This is a genomic window from Streptomyces sp. NPDC058371, assembly GCF_042723265.1.
In the GTDB taxonomy this organism is placed as follows: domain Bacteria; phylum Actinomycetota; class Actinomycetes; order Streptomycetales; family Streptomycetaceae; genus Streptomyces.
Genome location: NZ_JBHXJC010000019.1, coordinates 54,935 through 72,104, shown reverse-complemented (window position 1 = coordinate 72,104; position 17,170 = coordinate 54,935). Strand labels below are relative to the sequence as shown.

The window sequence follows — 17,170 nt, the reverse complement described above, 5'->3', positions numbered from 1 at the left end:
ACTTCCGCGCCGTCGCCGAAGCGCCGCTGGGTCAGGGATGGTGTGCCGCACCGGCGCACCACCACTGGGAGCCAGGCCCAGCGCCCGCGCCACGGGGCGAGGGAACGTTCCGGCCGGATCGGTCCCTCCCCGCTCCCCAAAGAGCGTGGGGGAAGGTGTGACCCGGGTGGGGCCCGGATGCTCAGTAGACAACGGCTTTCGGTCGGCCCGCAGCCAGCGGGTCCCTGGTCGGCCCGAAGGGCGCCGGGCCCCGATCCGCAGCGCGCCTGCGGCCGGCTCTGGACCGGCGCGCCCGCTTACCCGACGCTTGGGGAATCGATACCCCGCACACGTACGCGCCGACACGGCAATGCAGGTTGTGGCCACTATGGTGGTCCCCTGCGTACGGACTTGAAGGGGCAGTAGTGAACGACGGCGACGGGACCCTCGCGGCAGGAGCCCAGGGTAGGCAGTTCGGCCCGCTCGGCACGGCCTTGGTGATCATCCCGACCTACAACGAGGCGGAGAACATCAAGAAGATCGTCGCCCGGGTGCGGTCCGCCGTACCTGAAGCGCATGTTCTCGTGGCCGACGACAACAGCCCCGACGGCACGGGCAAGCTCGCCGACGAGCTGGCCGCCGAGGACGATCACGTCCAGGTGCTGCACCGCAAAGGCAAGGAAGGCCTGGGCGCCGCCTATCTGGCGGGCTTCCGCTGGGGCCTGGAGCACGGCTACGGCGTACTGATCGAGATGGACGCCGACGGCTCGCACCAGCCCGAGGAACTGCCCCGGCTGCTGACCGCGCTCAAGGGCGCCGACCTGGTGCTCGGCTCCCGCTGGGTGCCCGGCGGCCGGGTCGTGAACTGGCCCAAGTCCCGCGAGTTCATCTCCCGCGGCGGCAGCATGTACTCGCGCGTCCTGCTCGATGTGCCGATCCGGGACGTCACCGGCGGCTACCGCGCCTTCCGCGCCGAGACCCTCGAGGGCCTCGGCCTCGGCGAGGTCTCCTCCCAGGGCTACTGCTTCCAGGTCGACCTGGCCCGGCGCGCCGTCAAGGCGGGCTATCACGTCGTCGAGGTGCCCATCACCTTCGTCGAGCGGGAGCTCGGCGACTCCAAGATGAGCCGCGACATCCTCGTGGAGGCCCTGTGGCGGGTCACCACCTGGGGTGTGGCGGAGCGGGTCGGCCGGGTCCTGGGGCGCAAGACCACCTGACCGGCCGCCTCCCCGGACGCTGTTGATCATTCCCTTATCTCGCGCTGAGCCGCTCCCAGGCACACTGGGAGCATGACGACTGGCGCTACGACTCCCACATACCCCGCCCGGCCGCGGCGCTCCCGGCTGCGGACGTTCCTGCCGCTCGGCGTCGCCGCCTGGCTGGTGCTGGAGATCTGGCTGCTGACCGTGGTCGCGGGCGTGGCGGGCGGCGGGACGGTGTTCCTGCTGATCGTCGCCGGCTTCGTGCTGGGCGCGGTCGTGATCAAGCGGGCCGGACGCCGGGCCTTCCGCAATCTCAGCGAGACGCTGCAACAGCAGCAGAGCGGCGTGGCGCCCACGGACGGGCCGAGCAGTGGAAACGGCCCGATGATGCTCGGCGGGCTCCTGCTGATGCTTCCTGGGCTGATCTCGGACGCCCTGGGCCTCCTCCTGCTGATCCCGCCGGTGCAGAAGGCGCTCAGCGCCTACACCGAGCGGGCCGTCGAACGCAGGGTGCGGGAGGCCGCTCCGGGCACCCTGGGCGACGCCTTCCAGCAGGCCCGGATGCAGCGCCCCGACGGACGGGTCGTCCAGGGCGAGGTCATCAGGGACGACGCGCCGCGGAATCCGGGCCCGCACCCGCCGCTGAACGGCTGAGGGCGTTCGCCGCCGGCCACCCGGTCGGCGGCACCGGCCCCGTGCGCGCAGGCGCACGCACGTATTGGCCCCCTGAGCGCACGCACGCATACGACCGCGGGCGCCCTACAGCTACGTAGGGCGCCCGCGGTCGTATGCGTGCGTTGGTATGCCACCCAACCCCCGGAGGGGTTACGCGGACTTGCGGCTGTCCCGCGGATGCACCGCGATGTTCATTGCGCCGGAGCGCAGAACAGCCAGACGCTCCTCGAGGACCTCTTCGAGTTCCTCTCGGGTGCGTCGCTCCATCAGCATGTCCCAGTGCGTACGCGCGGGCTTGGCCTTCTTTTCCTCAGGGCCGTCGCCGTCCACCAGGAGTGCCTGGGCCCCGCAGACCTTGCACTCCCACTCGGACGGGATCTCCGCCTCGACCGAGAAGGGCATCTCAAAACGATGTCCCTTCTCGCATGCGTACTCCACGGCCTGGCGCGGGGCCAGGTCGATGCCGCGGTCCGTCTCGTAGCTTGTCACCACGAGGCGCGTGCCGCGAAGAGCTCGCTCACTCATGAATCGTGCCTCCCGGGCTTGTCGCCCACAGGACAGGTGTCGCTGTCGTCGTCATCCGGTCAACGTCCGGTCGGCGGTAAAGATTCCCGTTGTGGGTCATGCGTCGCCGTCGTAGCCGCCCCTTGTTGTACCCACCATCGCCCGGTTTGTCACATCTGACAGTAGATGTCACCCAGCGTTTCATGTTCTTTGACGCGCAGTAACGGTACGCCTGGCAGGCCAAACGCGTACACTACCGGCCTTTGGCCTCGCATGCTAAATCCTGTCGGGTACGGGATTGCCCGCGTCGCGAATCGCCTGCCGCACCGGAACCCGCGCGAGCAGCACGAATCCGATGACGAAGAAGGCGACGAGCGAGATGATCGCGTCCCGATAACTTCCCGTCAGCTGGTACGTGAGGCCGAACAGCAGAGGGCCCAGCCAGCTCATCCCGCGGTCGCTCATCTCGTACGCCGAGAAGTACTCGGCCTCCTTCCCGCCCGGCACCAGATGCGAGAACAGGGACCGGGACAGGGCCTGGCTGCCGCCGAGGACGAGACCGATGCCGGCGGCCAGCACGAAGAACCAGAAGGGCGCACCCGCGGGCAGGAAGTACCCGGCCCCGAGGGTCACCGTCCAGGCCAGCAGTGAGCCGAGGATCGTGCGCTTCGCGCCGTACGTGCGCGCCAGCCGGCCCATGCCCAGGGCGCCCGCCACCGCGAGCAGCTGGACCAGCAGAACGGCGACGATCAGGGTGGACTGGCTCAGGCCGAGCTCCTCGGAGCCGTACACCGAGGCCTGGGAGATCACCGTCTGGATGCCGTCGTTGTAGACGAGGTACGCCAGCAGGAAGGCGAGGGTGAGCGGCTTGCCGCGCATGTCCCGCACGGTGTACGCCAGCTGTCGCCAGCCGTGCACCGACGCTCCCGACGGCCGGGAGGGCGTCCTGCGGCGGTCCCGCAGGGTCTTGAGCGGTACGAGCGTGAAGGCGCCCCACCAGATGCCGGCCGCGGCCAGACAGATGCGTACGGCGGTCGACTCGGAGACGCCGAAGCTGTCGTGGGCCGTGAACAGGATCAGGTTCCCGACCAGGACCAGTGAACCCGCCGCATAGCCGAACGCCCAGCCGCGGGACGAGACGGCGTCGCGCTCCTCGGGAGGGGCGATCTGCGGCAGGTAGGAGTTGTAGAGGACCATCGAGACGGCCACCGAGGCGTTGGCGACGATCAGCAGCAGTCCGCCCAGCAGATAGCGGTCGCCGTCCAGGAAGAACATGCCCGTGGTGGCCGCCGCGCCCAGATAGGCGGCCGTCGCCAGAAGCGGCTTCTTGCGGCCCGTGCGATCGGCGGCCGCACCCGCCAGGGGCATCACGAAGATAGACAGGATCACGGACGCCGAGACCGAGTACGCGAAGAAGGAACCGGCCCGGAGCGGGATCCCCAGGGGATGGACGAAACCGTCCGCGTCCGCGGCGGACTTGGCGACCGAGGTCAGATAGGGGCCGAGGAACACGGTCAGCACGCTCGTCGAGTAGACGGAGCACGCCCAGTCGTAGAAGTACCAGCCACGCTGTTCGCGCCGTCGTTCGGCGGCCTCTTCGGCTGCCTGTGCCCGCACGGTGTCGGTGCCCACCCGTGCCCCTCGCTTCCCCGTGAACGGACCGCAGGCGGGGGCTCAGAACCAGGTGCCCCGGTCCTCCAGGACCTTGCGCAGCGTGTCGATGTGATCGGTCATGATGCCATCCACTCCCAGGTCCAGGAGCCGGTGCATGCGATCGGGTTCGTTGACGGTCCACACGTGCACCTGGAGTCCGAGCGCGTGCGCGGTGCGTACGAAGCCGTGGTCGACCACCGTGATGCCCGACTGGGACTCGGGCACCTGCGCGGCGACCGCCGAGCGGCGCAGCGCGGCCGGCAGACCGTAGGAGCGAAGCCGCAGTCCCAGGACGCCGCGGGTGCCGTAGGAGGTGGCCAGGCGCGGTCCGGCCAGGCGCTGGGCGCGGGCTACGCGTGCTTCCGAGAACGAGCCGACGCAGACGCGGTCCCAGGCGGCGGTGCGGTCGATGAGGTCGAGCAGGGGACGGAGCGCCGGTTCCGCCTTGACGTCGACGTTCCAGCGCACCTCGGGGAGGACTTCGAGGAGCTCCTCGAAGAGGGGGACCGGCTCGCTGCCCGCCACGCGCGCGTGGCGCACGTCGTCCCAGGGGAGGTCCGCTATCCGGCCCGCCCCGTCCGTCACCCGGTCGAGGGTGGCGTCGTGGAAGGCGACCAGCCGCCCGTCGGCCGTCGCGTGCACATCCGTCTCGATGTAGCGGTAGCCCGCGTCCACCGCGCGGCGGAACTGGGTCAGCGTGTTCTCCAGCCCGTCGGCGGCCCCGCCCCGGTGCGCGAAGGCGATCGGGCCGGGTTGGTCGAGGTACGGGTGACGTATGCGCGTGCTCACCGGGGCAGTATCGCGCGCTCCGGTTGACCTGCGGCAACGACGGTGCTGCCGCCCGGTGCCGGCGGGACGGCGAACAACCGCAGGAAGAGCTGGGCCAGCGGGCCGATGGCCAGGGCGTACAGGACGGTGCCGATGCCGATGGTTCCCCCGAGGGCGAAGCCGGTGGCCACGACGGCCAGTTCGACCGCGGTGCGCATCAGCCGGATCGAGCGTCCGGTCCGCCGGTGCAGGCCCGTCATCAGGCCGTCGCGCGGTCCCGGGCCGAAGCGGGCCGAGATGTAGAGGCCCGTCGCCACGCCGTTGAGCAGGATGCCCACGACGAGGAGCGGGATCCGTACGGCGAGGGTGTGCGCGTCGGGCACCAGGGCCAGCGTGCCGTCCATCGCGATGCCGACCACGAAGACATTGGAGACCGTGCCGAGGCCGGGGCGCTGGCGCAGCGGGATCCACAGGAGCAGCACCGCGGCGCCGACGACGATCGACACCACTCCGATGGTCAGACCCGTCAGTTTCGCCAGACCCTGGTGCAGCACGTTCCACGGCTCCAGGCCGAGGCCGGACTCCACCAGCAGGGCGGAGCTCGCGCCGTACAGCGCGAGGCCGGCGTAGAGCTGGATGAGCCGGCGCGTGGTCCGCCCGGACGCGGAGCGTGTGGACAACGGGTCCCCCTGTGGTGGTAGTGGCCTGACCCATGACACTCTGTGGCTTGAGAAGAAACGTCATCCATGGCCAATTCGGGGAAGGTGGACTGGTATCCATGGCGCAGTGGACTTCGGCGGTGGGCGCGGCGCAGCTCGCCCGGCTGCTCAACTCCCAGCAGGAGCGCCCCGCCGGCCCCGGCACCCGCCGCCCGCCCGCCTACCGTGCGCTCGCCGACGGCGTCCGGTTGCTGGTGCTCGAAGGCCGGGTGCCGGTCGCGGCCCGGCTGCCCGCCGAGCGGGAGCTGGCCCTCTCCCTGTCCGTCAGCCGCACCACGGTCGCCGCCGCGTACGAGGCGCTGCGCACCGAGGGGTTCCTGGAGTCCCGCAGGGGCGCGGGCAGCTGGACCTCCGTGCCGGCCGGCAACCCGCTGCCCGCGCGCGGCCTCGAGCCGCTGCCGCCCGAGGCGCTGGGTTCCGTGATCGACCTCGGTACGGCCGCACTGCCCGCCCCCGAGCCCTGGCTCACCCGCGCTGTGCAGGGCGCCCTGGAGGAGTTGCCGCCGTACGCGCACACGCACGGCGACTATCCGGCCGGGCTGCCCGCGCTGCGCTCGATGCTCGCCGAGCGGTACACGGCCCGTGGGATTCCGACCATGCCCGAGCAGATCATGGTGACCACCGGAGCGATGGGGGCCATCGACGCGATCTGCCATCTGTTCGCCGGACGCGGTGAGCGGATCGCCGTGGAGTCGCCCTCGTACGCCAACATCCTTCAGCTGATGCGCGAGGCCGGGGCCCGGCTGGTGCCGGTCGCCATGGCCGAGGGGCTCGCGGGCTGGGACATGGACCGGTGGCGCCAGGTCCTCCGGGACGCGGCGCCCCGGCTGGCCTATGTCGTCGCCGACTTCCACAATCCGACCGGCGCCCTCGCCGACGAGGACCAGCGCCGCCGGCTCGTGGACGCCGCCCGTTCCGCGGGGACCGTGCTCGTCGTCGACGAGACCATGAGCGAACTCCATCTGGACGAGGACGTGGAGATGCCGCGGCCGGTCTGCGGTTTCGATCCCGCCGGGTCCACGGTCATCACCGTCGGATCGGCGAGCAAGGCGTTCTGGGCGGGCATGCGCATCGGCTGGGTGCGCGCCGCGCCCGACATCATCCGCAGCCTGGTCGCCGCGCGCGCGTACGCCGATCTGGGCACCCCCGTCGTGGAACAGCTGGCCGTGAACTGGCTGCTCAGCACCGGCGGCTGGGAACAGGCCGTCGAGGTCCGGCGCGAACAGGCCCGGGAGAACCGGGACGCCCTGGTCGCCGCCGTGCGCCGGGAACTGCCGAGCTGGGAGTTCGCGGTGCCCCGCGGCGGTCTCACGCTCTGGGTGCGCACCGGAGGCCTGTCGGGCTCGCGGATCGCAGAGGTCGGCGAGCGGGTCGGCGTCCGGGTGCCCTCCGGACCGCGCTTCGGCGTGGACGGCGCCTTCGAGGGGTACGTGCGGCTGCCGTTCACCGTGGGGGGCGCGGTGGCCGAGGAGGCGGCGGTGCGGCTGGCGGCGGCGGCGCGGCTGGTGGAGACCGGTGCCAGCGGGGGGAACGAGGCGCCTCGCACGTTCGTGGCCTAGGGCGCCTGTCCGGGGGTTCTCGCGATTCCGTCCGCACGGTGCCCGGAATCTGGGCTGAGCCATGGCGACCGACGACAACGCAGATGGGCGTGCCGCACCCCGCGGCCTACCGCCTGATCCGCCGGACAGGCCCTGGGTGTGGGTGTGGGTGTGGGTGTGCCTGGTGCTCAGCCCTCCGCCACTGCCGCCTCGGCGGGGACGGGGTTCGCGGTGAGCTGGGTCGGGTCCGCGTCCGCGGGGGTGGTGCGGGTGGGGAGAAGGTCCAGGACCGCGCGGCGGTGGTTCTCGGTCGTCGCGTCGTCGTAGGGGTCCGGGGTGGCCGGGACCTGGAGACGGTGGACGGGGCCCGAGCCGAGTCGGGCGTAGCCGCGGCCCGGCGGTACGTCGGGGGTGGGCGTGGTGTGCGGGGGTACGCCCAGGACCGCGGCCAGTTGCGACGAGGACGCCGGGCCGAGGACCACGCGCGCGCGGGTGTGCTGTCGTACCGCGTCGGAGAGGGTGTCCAGGCAGTCGAAGTGATCGGCCACGACGACCGTGACGTTCGCCGCGCGGCCGTGCCGGAGCGGGGCCTGGAGCAGTGACTGGGGGTCCTGGCGGCCGTCGGCGCCGGCCAGCAGGCCGAGTGCGCTCGGGCGGTCCAGCAGGATCCACAGCGGGCGCTTGATGTCGTCCGGCGCGGGGTCGCCGGCCTGCCGCGCGCGGTTCGCGGCGATGAGCCGGCGTTCCGTCTCGTGGGCCGCCCATTCCAGGCTGGCGAGGGTTCCGGTCAGGCCGCACTCGATGGCCAGCACTCCGTCGCGGCCGGTCAGGCACGCGTACTCGCCGGTGCCGCCGCCCTCGACGATCAGGACGTCGCCGTACTGGAGTGCCTGCAGGGCGATCGAGCGCAGGAGCGTCGTGGTGCCGCTGCCGGGCTCGCCCGCGACCAGCAGATGCGGCTCCGTGGAACGGGTGCCGGTGCGCCAGACGACCGGGGGGACGTCCCGCTGCTCCTCGCCATGGGTGAGCGGGAGCGTGCGCTGGACGTCGGTCGGGTCGGTGAAACCGAGGACCGTCTCGCCGGGGGCCGTGACGAAACGCTGGGCCGCGATGTCCGTGGGGAGCGGGGGCAGCACCGAGACCGCGAGCTCGTTGGCCTCCTCGTCCCAGGCGAAGTGGTACTCGCGGCCGCGGCCCGACTTGGCGTGCAGCAGCTGCTCGATGCGGGCGCGGGAGTCCGCCTCCCCGTCCGTGAAATACGCCGGATAGTGGATGACCAGGCGGGAGACACGACCGGTGTCGTCGAACTCGTACGTCGGGAACGCCTTGTCCCATTCACCGCCGTGGGCATAGAGCGGTGCCGGGTCCTCGGCGGTCGAGAAGTAGGGGACCAGGGCCTCGTACAGCGACTGCAGACGCTTGGTCTGCGACTCGTCAGGGCCCGCGGGCTCCGCCGGGCGCCGGTCGCGGCCGTGCCAGGCTGCCGCCGCCATCAGGATGATGACGGCGAGCAGCGGGCCGTACGGCACCAGGGCCACGACCAGGACCACCGAGGCGACCAGGAACAGCAGCGGCCCGCGCCGGTCCTTGGGGGTGTCGCCCCACTTGCGCCGACCGGCCCCGGCCAGCCGGCGCAGTCCACGCGTGATCGTGATCAGCGGGTGGAGGACATCGGTGGCGCTGTCGGCCGCCGTCCGGGCCAGCTCCCGGCTCCGGGCGATCTGCGCGCTGCCGTTGCTCAGAATGCGGGGAAGGGGGCGCCGGGCCACTGCTGTCTCCTGGAGGTGCGTGCGTAGGGGAAGGGGCGTCAGAACTTGATCCCGCCGAGGAGGCCCGCCAGGCTCTCCCCGCCCGCCTTGATGCTCGGCGCGATGGCCGTGCTGGCGAGGTAGAAGCCGAAGAGCGCGGCCACCATGGCGTGCGATGCCTTCAGCCCGTCCTTCTTGAAGAAGAGGAAGACGATGATGCCGAGCAGGACGACGCCCGAGATTGACAAGATCATTTTTGGCTCCTGGTTGGGGGGACAGTCACCATGAGTTCTTCCAGGCTCACAGGATGTATCCATACGATAAAAGGTGCAACCGGGTGAAATCCGGGAGATTTCCTCCGGATGGCGGAGCCGTTCCGGGTGGCTGAGCGGGGCTGTTGCGTCCGACAGGGTCTGGGGTGATCTTTGCCTTGGGTGGTGCCGGTCATGTGCCGCGAGAGCCAGTACGCTGACGATTCACCCGTACGGTTGCAGTGAGAGGTGGTCCGGCCGATGAGCGAAGCCCCCGACCCGGAGGTCGTGGAGCTGGCGACGAAGATCTTCGATCTGGCGCGCCGCGGTGAGACCGAGGCGCTCGTGGCGTATGTGGACGCAGGCGTTCCGGCCGGCCTCACCAACGACCGCGGCGACTCGCTCGTGATGCTCGCCGCCTACCACGGCCACGCCGACGCGGTGCGCGCACTGCTGGAGCGGGGTGCGGAGGCGGACCTGATCAACGACCGGGGGCAGACGCCCCTCGCCGGAGCCGTCTTCAAGGGGGAGGAAGCCGTCATCCGGGTACTCCTGGACGGTGGTGCCGACCCGGCCGCGGGAACGCCCTCGGCGGTCGACACGGCCCGGATGTTCGGTAAGACAGAACTGCTCGAACTGTTCGGCGCACACTGAGCCGAACGCTCTGACCAGGCGAAACGCACAAAATGGGGGAGGCGGAACGGGGCCGCCGGAAATGCGGTCGCGGCAGCGAGAACCGCTGAGTCATCATGACGTCGTGATTCACGGACGTGATGGCTGGGCAGCTGTTGCCGCACCGCGCGGGCCGTGATGCGGCCCGCATGGGCCACCGACGAGAGGCAGAGGAACATGGTCTACAGCAAGCATGAAACGGCGGGCGCTCCGACGTGTTGTCACGCGGCCAGGTAATGCAGGATCCCGGTTGCGTCGACGCCTGATGTGAGGCTGTTTCCCATGTTCGATCCGGTCATAGCGCCCAGCGGTACGCTGCTCGGCCTGCTCCAGCGGGGCCGTGGCGACGGCACGCTGCACGCGCTCACCGCACCGCGCGCCGAAGCGCTCGCGGCGTTGAACCACTGCGTGCTGCGAGACCCCCGCCACGACTGGCAGGTGGAGAACCGCTCCCTTTACTACGCCCGTCTCTACGTCGACCTGAGCGGTGGCCTCGACGAGATCGAGCGGCACCTCTTCGATACCGAGGACGTCCTCGACACCTGCGACTCACGCACCGGGCTCGCGCTCGCGGTCCTCGGGCACCTCGCCTCGTACGGCAGGCAGGACGCGCTCGAGCTGCTGCGCAGGTACGCCGCCTCGGGCACCAACTGGGCCTGGGCGCTGGACGAGCTGGCCCTGCGGGACGACGACGCGGAACTGCGCGCCCTCGCCGCACCGGTGCTCGCCCGCTTCCCCGCCGACGCCGTGGGCGAGGCGGAACTCGCCGCCACCGTGCGCGACGCCTTCGAACCCAGGCCCTGGCGGCTGTGGGCGGAGGACCCGCGGCCCAGCATCGGCGCACGCGTGCGTGCCGCCCAGGAACAGGGCTGCTTCGACCGCTGGCAGCGGCAGATGCGGCCGTCCGGGCCCCGTCCCGGGTGGAGCGTGCAGGCCGTCTTCGACTGGGCGCAAGAGGGCATCGAGCGCGGTGCCGCACTCCATGTGCCCGCCGCCCGCTGCCTGTCCGCCGTCGCCGGCCCCGAGGACCGGCCCGAGATCGTCGCGGCCGCCCTCAATGGGGGCGACGGCGCTCGCTGCACCGCCCTGCGCTATCTCGCGGACAGCAATGATCCGAACGCGCTCGATCTGCTCGAGAGTGCCGTCGCCACCGGTACGGCGCTCGTCGTGGAAGCCGCCGTGGACGCCTTCGAACGGATGCGCAGCGTCGCCGCCGTCGACCGAGCCCGCAGCTGGGCCCACCGTCCCGATCCCCTGGGGGCCGCTGCCGGGCGGATGCTCGCCTGCCGGGGCGCCGCGAAGGACAGCGAACTGGTCCTGGGCGCCCTGCGGGAAGCGGTACGCGGCGAGGGGCCCGACGCGCCGACGCTGTGGACCCTCGTCGACGGCACCGGACGGCTCGGCATCGCCTGTGCCGCACCCGTGCTGCGCCATGTGTACCGCGAGACCGCGTCGTCCCATCTGCGCGGGCGGGCCGCCCGCGCCCTGGCCGCCACCGACCCCTCGTTCGCCGCAGGCTTCGCCGTCGAATGCCTGTGGGATTGCGAGGAGACCACCCGCGAGGTCGCCGCGCGGCACGCGGAGACCGGTGACGCCCGGGTCGTCGACCAGCTGCGCAGGCTCGCGTCGGATCCGGCCGAGGAGGCGGAGGTCCAGACGGCCGTCCGCAGCCGGATCGGGCCCGACATGCCCGCCGTATGAACACCGGATGACCCATGGGGCGGCCGGGCGTGGACGCGGGCTGACCTGGACAGGCGTGCAGCGCAACGCTCATGGGACGTTCCTCGTCCGGAAAGATCCACGTTGACGCGTCCACGTCCGGCACGGCGACAACACCGGTATGCGAGTCGTCATCGTGACCGAATCCTTTCCCCCTGACGTGAACGGCGTGGCCCACTGCGCGCTCCAGACCGCCCGGCATCTCGCCGAGCGCGGTCACGCCCCCGTCGTCGTCGCCCCGGCCACCGCTGCCGGGCACGGGCCGGACGCCCTCACGCCGTGCCCGGTCGTCCGAGTCCCCTCCCTCCCGCTCCCCGGCTACCCCCAGGTCCGCGTCGCCCTCCCCAGCCGACGCGTCGCCGCGGCGATCACCGAACACCGCGCCGACATCGTGCACCTGGCCAGCCCCTTCGTTCTCGGCGTCCGCGGCATGGCCGCCGCCTCCCGGCTCGGCGTCCCCGCCGTGGCCGTCTACCAGACGGACCTCGCCGGATACGCCCGTACGTACATGGGCGCCGGCGAGGCCACGGCCTGGCGGCGCATCCGCTCCGTCCACGCCGCCGCCGACCGGACACTCGCCCCCTCCAGCGCGGCCCTGCACGATCTGGAGGCACACGGCGTGCCCCGGGTACGGCTGTGGCCGCGTGGCGTCGACACCGTCCGCTTCCGCCCCGACCGCCGCAGCGAGGCGCTGCGCCGGCAGCTGGCACCGAACGGTGAGCTGATCGTCGGATACGTCGGCCGGCTCGCTCCCGAGAAGCAGGTGGAACTGCTGGCCGGCGTCTGCGGCCTGGAGGGCGTGCGCGTGGTCGTCGTCGGCGACGGCCCGAGTCGGCTCACGCTCACCGAGGCGCTGCCCGGCGCCCTCTTCCTCGGACGTCGTACCGGTGACGAACTCGCCCGGATCTTCGCCTCGCTGGACGTCTTCGCGCACACAGGCCCCTTCGAGACCTTCTGCCAGACCGTGCAGGAGGCCATGGCGAGCGGGGTGCCCGTCGTCGCGCCGGCCGCGGGTGGCCCGCTCGACCTGGTGGCCCACGGACGGACCGGGCTGCTCGTCCCGCCGCGTGACGGCGACGCCGTACGGGACGCGGTGTGGTCCCTCGCGGCCGACCCCGCGCTGCGGGCCGCCTACGGGACCGCCGCACGGGCCACCGTGGAGGGCCGCACCTGGGCTGCCGTCGGTGACCAGCTCATCGGGCACTACTCCGATGTGCTCTCCGCGCGGACGGCGGTGGCGGCATGAGCGCGCGGACGGACGACGGTGCCGCGGCCGGGCGTAGCGGCCTCCGGATCGTGCGGCTGGCCAACTTCGTCGCACCCGCCTCGGGTGGTCTGCGGACCGCCCTGCGGGAGCTGGGCGCCGGATACCGGGCGGCGGGCCACGAACCCGTGCTGATCGTCCCCGGCGAGCGCCCCACCGACCGGGACACCGAGCAGGGGCGGGTGATCACCCTGCCCGGGCCGCTGCTGCCCGGGAGCGGCGGCTATCGCGTCCTGACGGACAAACGGCGGGTGGCCCGGCTCCTGGAGTCGCTCGCGCCCGACCGCCTGGAGGTCTCCGACCGGACCACCCTGCGCTGGACCGGGGCGTGGGCGCGGCGGGCCCGGGTGCCCGCCGTCATGGTGTCCCACGAGACGGCCGACGGGGTCCTGCGTACCTGGGGGCTCTCCGAGCGGCTGTCCCGGCGGGCCGCCGACGCCCTCAACCGCCGTACGGCGCACACCTACTCGCGGGTCGTGTGCACCACGGAGTTCGCCGAGCGGGAGTTCGTCCGGATCGGCGCCCGCAACGTCGTACGGGCTCCGCTGGGTGTCGATCTGGTGGAGCGGCATCCCGTGCTGCGGGATCCGGGGGTGCGGGCCCGGCACGCGCGCGTGGGGGAGGTGCTGCTCGTGATGTGCTCACGGCTGTCCGTCGAGAAGCGGCCCGGTACGGCGCTCGACGCCCTGGAGGCGCTGCTGCGGAGCGGACAGCGTGCGGTGCTCGTGGTGGCCGGGGACGGGCCGTTGCGCCACCGGCTCGAACTGCGGGCCCGGGAGCGGGGGTTGCCCGTGACCTTCCTCGGGCATGTCGCCGACCGCGCTCTCCTGGGCGCGCTGCAGGCCTCCGCCGACGTCTGTCTGGCACCCGGGCCCGCGGAGACCTTCGGACTCGCGGCGCTGGAGGCGATGGCCTGCGGTACGCCCGTGGTGGCCAGTGCCTCGTCCGCGCTGACGGAGGTCGTCGGCTCGGCCGGGGCCACGGCCGCCGATCACGGGGAGGCCTTCGCGGCGGCCGTACTGCTGCTCCTCGGGCGTCCCGAGGGCGAGCGGAGGCGCTCCGCACGCGCGCGTGCGGAGTGTTTCGGCTGGCCGACCGCCGTCGAGGGCTTCCTGGCCGCGCACGACGCGGTGGTCCGGGTGCCCGGCCCGTCGCGAGGCGCGGTCCTGCCGACGGCGGCAACGTCGCGAGGGCACGGCACGGTGGCGGGCAGCGGCATGCCGGAGGGAGTCGGATGAGAGCCCTCCGGTTCGTGGCCCTCGGGGACTCGTTGACCCAGGGCGTGGGCGACCCCGTGGGCGAGGGGTGGCGTGGGTGGGCCGCGCTGCTCGCCGGGGGGCTCGCTCCGGTGGATGCGCCGGTGGATGCGGCAGTGGATGCGGCAGTGGAGTTCACCAACCTCGCGGCCAGCGGTGCACAGACGCGGGACGTACTGGAACGGCAGACGCCGGCCGGGCTGGCGCTCCGGCCGGACATCGTCTCCGTCGTCATCGGCGTCAACGACACCCTGCGGTGCACCTTCGACATCCACGCCGTGGCCGAGCGGCTCGACACGGTCTACTCGGCGTTCCGGGCGCAGGACGCGGTGCTGATCACCGCGTGTCTGCCCGATCCCGGGGCGACGCTGGGGCTGCCGGGCGCCCTGGCCCGGCCGCTGGCGCGGCGGCAGCGGGCGGTCAACGCCGTCGTCCACGCGCTGTCCGAGCGTCATGGGGCAGTTCATCTGCACGCCTCGGAAGGCGAGTGGCTCACGGACCGTGCGATGTGGAGCGCGGACCGGCTGCATCCGGGGGAGCGGGGGCACCGGCAGCTCGCCGTCCGCTTCCACGCCGTCCTCACGGAGGCGGGTCTCGCGAACGGGCCCGCGCCTTCCGCCGAGCCCGAGTTCCCCGCGCCCACGCGCTCGGCCGGCCTCTGGTGGCTGGCCACGGCGGGCACCGGGTGGGTCGCCCGGCGCTGCACCGATCTGCTCCCGCAACTGCTCACGCTGGCCGCGGACGAGGTGCACCACCGGGCGCGCGGCACCAGCGCCCGGCTCGACCTGCGCGCCGCGCACGCCGTGGCGTCCGCGCTGGCCTCCCTGTCGGCGGTGGAACAGCCGGACGCGGCGTGAGGGGCCGGTGGTGGTGGGTTGGGCGACTGCGGTTCGGCGCGCCGTCCGACTGGTGAGGGGCAGCGTTTGTGTTGCGGAGGGTCGAGGTGGCCGTGAGCGACGTATGCGGCCGGACGGTCAGCCGCGGCGCCGTACGGCTACGAAGCGCACTGGTGTGCCCGGGACGGCCTGGGCGGCGGCGGGCAGGTCGGACGGCCGGACGACCGCGATCACCGGGTACCCGCCGGTGGTCGGGTGGTCCGCGAGGAAGACCACCGGTCTGCCGTCCGGCGGCACCTGGACCGCGCCCAGGACCATGCCCTCGCTGGGGAGTTCACCGCCGACGGCCCGCTCCAGGGCGGGCCCCTCCGTGCGCAGCCCGATGCGGTTGCTCGCGGAGGACACCCGGAACTCCCGGGTCGTGAGGGTGCGCAGAGCCGCGGGGGTGAACCAGTCGTCGCGCGGGCCGAGCGTCACCCGCAGCACCAGTTCGGTGGGCGGCGCCGGCTGCGGGGCGACGTCCACGCGCGCGTGGACACCGTGCGTCGGCCCCAGGGGGAGCACCATGCCGTCCGTGAGGGGAGGCGGCCCCAGACCCGACAAGAGGTCCGTGGAGCGGCTGCCGAGGACCGGGTCCACGGCCACGCCGCCGGAGACGGCCAGATAGCTCCGTACACCCGCGCGTGCCGGGCCGAGGTCCAGGAGTGCGCCGGCGGGGACCTGGACGGGTGCGCCCCAGGGGGCCGGGCGACCGTCCAGTGTGACGGCACAGGGCGCACCGCCAGCCGCCACGACGACCGCCGAACGCGGCCGCACGGCACAGCCGTTGAGCGTGGTCTCCAGGACGGCCGCGCCGGGTGGATTGCCCACGAGCCGGTTGACCAGCGCGGCGGAAGGCGCGTCGAGCGCCCCGGAGTGCCCCACCCCGACGTGGGCGTGACCGGGGCGGCCGCGGTCCTGGACGGTGGTCAGGGCGCCGGCGCGTACGACGACGAGGGCCCGGTCCGTCATGAGTGCCTCACCGGTACGAAGCGGACGCGGGTGCCCGGCGCCAGCAGTGCGGCCGGCACACGCGCGGGGTCCCACAGGACCGCGTCCGTGGTGCCGATCAACTGCCAACCGCCGGGCGACGAACGGGGATACACGCCGGTGTACTGGCCCGCCAGAGCCACCGAACCCGCCGGAACCGCCGTCCGCGGGGTCGCACGGCGTGGGACGTCGTACCGGGAGGGGAGCCCCGTGAGATAGCCGAAGCCGGGCGCGAACCCGCAGAAGGCGACGCGGAACTCGGTCGCCGCGTGGATCCGCGCCACCTCGTCCGGGGGGACACCCCACAGCGCCGCGACCTCGGCCAGGTCGGGGCCGTCGTACCGCACCTCGATCTCGATCGCCTCGTCCGCGCGGGCGGACAGCGGCGGGATCTTCCACCGGGTGATCCGCTCCGCCAGACGATCCGGATCCGAAACGCCGTCGAGGAGGACCGTGCGTGCCGCGGGAACGATCTCGCCCACCCGGAGCGCTCCGTCCGCGCGGCGACGCAGCAGTTCGGCGTGCAGGGCCTGGGCGGCGTCGCCCGACGCGACCTCGACGAGCAGGGCGTGCTCGCCGACCGGCAGGGCTTTCATACGAAGGCCTCCACGCGGACGCCCGACGACTCCAGCCGGTCCCGGACCCGGCGGGCCAGGTCCACGGCGCCCGGTGTGTCCCCGTGCAGGCACAGGGAGCGTGCCCGGACGGAGACGCGTTCCCCGGAGCGGGCCACGACCGTGCCGGCGCGGGCCAGGCCCAGCGACCGCTCGACCACCGCGTCCCCGTCCGTGATGACGGAGCCTTCCTGGATACGGGGGACCAGGGTGCCCGCCGCGGTGTAGGCGCGGTCGGCGAACGCCTCGGTCACGGCCGGCAGACCGGCCTTCCCGGCCAGTTCCAGGAGGCGGGAGGACGGCAGGCCGAGCACGGGGAGCGCGGCGCCCGCGAGGAGTACGCCGTCGATCACCGCCCTCGCCTGCTCCTCGTCGTGCACCACACGGTTGTAGAGCGCCCCGTGCGGCTTCACGTAGGACACGCGCGAGCCGGCCGCGCGCGCGAAGATCTCCAAGGCGCCGATCTGGTAGGCCACTTCGGCCGCCAGCTCCTCGGACGGCACGTCCATCGCGCGCCGTCCGAACCCCGCCAGGTCCCGGTAGGACACCTGGGCGCCGATCCGCACCCCGCGCTCGGCTGCAAGCTCGCACACCCGCCGCATGGTGACCGCGTCCCCGGCGTGGAATCCGCAGGCCACGTTGGCGCTGGTGACGACCGACAGCAGCTGTTCGTCGTCGGTCAGCCGCCAGCGGCCGAAGCCCTCGCCGAGGTCGGCGTTGAGATCGATCGGAGTCATCGGATT

General features: G+C 72.7%; 17 protein-coding genes. 8 read left to right on the top strand and 9 right to left on the bottom strand.

The genetic code is table 11. From position 1 onward, the window contains the following. The first annotated feature begins 404 nt into the window (after positions 1-404). Both ACFWM2_RS36390 and fxsA read left to right on the top strand, forming a co-directional pair. Positions 405-1,196: a polyprenol monophosphomannose synthase gene (locus ACFWM2_RS36390; protein WP_383289250.1), complete on the top strand. Its 792-nt coding sequence runs from the start codon at positions 405-407 to the stop codon at positions 1,194-1,196. Between the two features lie 72 nt (positions 1,197-1,268). Further along, the gene (gene fxsA / locus ACFWM2_RS36385) at positions 1,269-1,835 is read left to right on the top strand and encodes an FxsA family membrane protein (RefSeq protein ID WP_383289247.1); all 567 of its coding nucleotides are present in this window, start codon (positions 1,269-1,271) and stop codon (positions 1,833-1,835) included. 171 nt (positions 1,836-2,006) lie between these two features. Here fxsA and ACFWM2_RS36380 read toward each other — a convergent pair whose 3' ends face one another. The 4 genes from ACFWM2_RS36380 to ACFWM2_RS36365 form a co-directional block, all read right to left on the bottom strand. Continuing rightward, a complete protein-coding gene (locus ACFWM2_RS36380) occupies positions 2,007-2,381 on the bottom strand; it encodes an RNA polymerase-binding protein RbpA (RefSeq protein WP_164314920.1) in 375 nt (124 codons plus the stop codon). A gap of 255 nt (positions 2,382-2,636) precedes the next feature. After that, positions 2,637-3,992, bottom strand: a complete 1,356-nt coding sequence (locus ACFWM2_RS36375; RefSeq protein WP_383289243.1) for an MFS transporter — start codon at positions 3,990-3,992, stop codon at positions 2,637-2,639. A gap of 42 nt (positions 3,993-4,034) precedes the next feature. After that, complete coding sequence (locus ACFWM2_RS36370; RefSeq protein ID WP_383289240.1) at positions 4,035-4,802, bottom strand: glycerophosphodiester phosphodiesterase; 768 nt, start codon at positions 4,800-4,802, stop codon at positions 4,035-4,037. Beyond that, positions 4,799-5,461, bottom strand: coding sequence for a YitT family protein (locus ACFWM2_RS36365; RefSeq protein ID WP_383289237.1), 663 nt, complete (start codon positions 5,459-5,461; stop codon positions 4,799-4,801). Before ACFWM2_RS36365 ends, ACFWM2_RS36370 begins: the two co-directional genes overlap by 4 nt. 98 nt (positions 5,462-5,559) lie before the next feature. Here ACFWM2_RS36365 and ACFWM2_RS36360 point away from each other — a divergent pair, with 98 nt between their 5' ends. Further along, the gene (locus ACFWM2_RS36360) at positions 5,560-7,059 is read left to right on the top strand and encodes a PLP-dependent aminotransferase family protein (protein ID WP_383289234.1); all 1,500 of its coding nucleotides are present in this window, start codon (positions 5,560-5,562) and stop codon (positions 7,057-7,059) included. A gap of 167 nt (positions 7,060-7,226) precedes the next feature. On the opposite strand, the gene ACFWM2_RS36355 is transcribed toward ACFWM2_RS36360, so the two are convergent. Together ACFWM2_RS36355 and ACFWM2_RS36350 are read right to left on the bottom strand one after the other, a co-directional pair. Further along, positions 7,227-8,807 (bottom strand): hypothetical protein, encoded by a 1,581-nt coding sequence (locus ACFWM2_RS36355; RefSeq protein WP_383289231.1) that lies wholly within the window; start codon positions 8,805-8,807, stop codon positions 7,227-7,229. Between the two features lie 38 nt (positions 8,808-8,845). After that, positions 8,846-9,040, bottom strand: a complete 195-nt coding sequence (locus ACFWM2_RS36350) for a hypothetical protein (RefSeq protein ID WP_383289229.1) — start codon at positions 9,038-9,040, stop codon at positions 8,846-8,848. A gap of 258 nt (positions 9,041-9,298) precedes the next feature. Between ACFWM2_RS36350 and ACFWM2_RS36345 the strand changes: the two genes are divergently transcribed. The 5 genes from ACFWM2_RS36345 (at position 9,299) to ACFWM2_RS36325 (ending at position 14,805) form a co-directional block, all read left to right on the top strand. Continuing rightward, positions 9,299-9,691, top strand: coding sequence for an ankyrin repeat domain-containing protein (locus ACFWM2_RS36345; RefSeq protein ID WP_383289226.1), 393 nt, complete (start codon positions 9,299-9,301; stop codon positions 9,689-9,691). Between the two features lie 300 nt (positions 9,692-9,991). After that, positions 9,992-11,410, top strand: coding sequence for a HEAT repeat domain-containing protein (locus ACFWM2_RS36340; RefSeq protein ID WP_383289223.1), 1,419 nt, complete (start codon positions 9,992-9,994; stop codon positions 11,408-11,410). Positions 11,411-11,549: 139 nt separating this feature from the next. Further along, a complete protein-coding gene (locus tag ACFWM2_RS36335) occupies positions 11,550-12,674 on the top strand; it encodes a glycosyltransferase family 4 protein (protein ID WP_383289220.1) in 1,125 nt (374 codons plus the stop codon). Further along, positions 12,671-13,930, top strand: coding sequence for a glycosyltransferase (locus tag ACFWM2_RS36330; protein ID WP_383289217.1), 1,260 nt, complete (start codon positions 12,671-12,673; stop codon positions 13,928-13,930). Before ACFWM2_RS36335 ends, ACFWM2_RS36330 begins: the two co-directional genes overlap by 4 nt. Continuing rightward, positions 13,927-14,805, top strand: a complete 879-nt coding sequence (locus tag ACFWM2_RS36325; RefSeq protein WP_383289214.1) for an SGNH/GDSL hydrolase family protein — start codon at positions 13,927-13,929, stop codon at positions 14,803-14,805. Before ACFWM2_RS36330 ends, ACFWM2_RS36325 begins: the two co-directional genes overlap by 4 nt. 117 nt (positions 14,806-14,922) lie before the next feature. Here the strand turns inward: ACFWM2_RS36325 and ACFWM2_RS36320 are convergent, their stop codons facing one another. From ACFWM2_RS36320 to ACFWM2_RS36310, 3 genes are read right to left on the bottom strand one after another with little or no spacing between them, the layout of a single operon-like run. Beyond that, entirely contained in the window at positions 14,923-15,795 is an 873-nt protein-coding gene (locus tag ACFWM2_RS36320; protein ID WP_383289211.1) for a biotin-dependent carboxyltransferase family protein, read from the bottom strand. Beyond that, positions 15,792-16,409: a 5-oxoprolinase subunit PxpB gene (gene pxpB / locus ACFWM2_RS36315; RefSeq protein ID WP_383289208.1), complete on the bottom strand. Its 618-nt coding sequence runs from the start codon at positions 16,407-16,409 to the stop codon at positions 15,792-15,794. The genes ACFWM2_RS36320 and pxpB overlap by 4 nt, the downstream gene beginning before the upstream one ends. Continuing rightward, entirely contained in the window at positions 16,406-17,164 is a 759-nt protein-coding gene (locus ACFWM2_RS36310; RefSeq protein ID WP_383289205.1) for a LamB/YcsF family protein, read from the bottom strand. Before ACFWM2_RS36310 ends, pxpB begins: the two co-directional genes overlap by 4 nt. Between the last annotated feature and the right edge of the window lie 6 nt (positions 17,165-17,170).

Excerpts from the sequence above, each read along its gene's own strand:
- ACFWM2_RS36360 (WP_383289234.1), top strand. The coding sequence starts at position 5,560 with ATGGCGCAGTGGACTTCGGCGGTGGGCGCGGCGCAGCTCGCCCGGCTG.
- fxsA (WP_383289247.1), top strand. The coding sequence starts at position 1,269 with ATGACGACTGGCGCTACGACTCCCACATACCCCGCCCGGCCGCGGCGC.
- ACFWM2_RS36320 (WP_383289211.1), bottom strand. The coding sequence starts at position 15,795 with ATGACGGACCGGGCCCTCGTCGTCGTACGCGCCGGCGCCCTGACCACC.
- ACFWM2_RS36340 (WP_383289223.1), top strand. The coding sequence starts at position 9,992 with ATGTTCGATCCGGTCATAGCGCCCAGCGGTACGCTGCTCGGCCTGCTC.
- ACFWM2_RS36325 (WP_383289214.1), top strand. The coding sequence starts at position 13,927 with ATGAGAGCCCTCCGGTTCGTGGCCCTCGGGGACTCGTTGACCCAGGGC.
- ACFWM2_RS36345 (WP_383289226.1), top strand. The coding sequence starts at position 9,299 with ATGAGCGAAGCCCCCGACCCGGAGGTCGTGGAGCTGGCGACGAAGATC.
- ACFWM2_RS36380 (WP_164314920.1), bottom strand. The coding sequence starts at position 2,381 with ATGAGTGAGCGAGCTCTTCGCGGCACGCGCCTCGTGGTGACAAGCTAC.
- pxpB (WP_383289208.1), bottom strand. The coding sequence starts at position 16,409 with ATGAAAGCCCTGCCGGTCGGCGAGCACGCCCTGCTCGTCGAGGTCGCG.
- ACFWM2_RS36350 (WP_383289229.1), bottom strand. The coding sequence starts at position 9,040 with ATGATCTTGTCAATCTCGGGCGTCGTCCTGCTCGGCATCATCGTCTTC.
- ACFWM2_RS36330 (WP_383289217.1), top strand. The coding sequence starts at position 12,671 with ATGAGCGCGCGGACGGACGACGGTGCCGCGGCCGGGCGTAGCGGCCTC.
- ACFWM2_RS36310 (WP_383289205.1), bottom strand. The coding sequence starts at position 17,164 with ATGACTCCGATCGATCTCAACGCCGACCTCGGCGAGGGCTTCGGCCGC.
- ACFWM2_RS36335 (WP_383289220.1), top strand. The coding sequence starts at position 11,550 with ATGCGAGTCGTCATCGTGACCGAATCCTTTCCCCCTGACGTGAACGGC.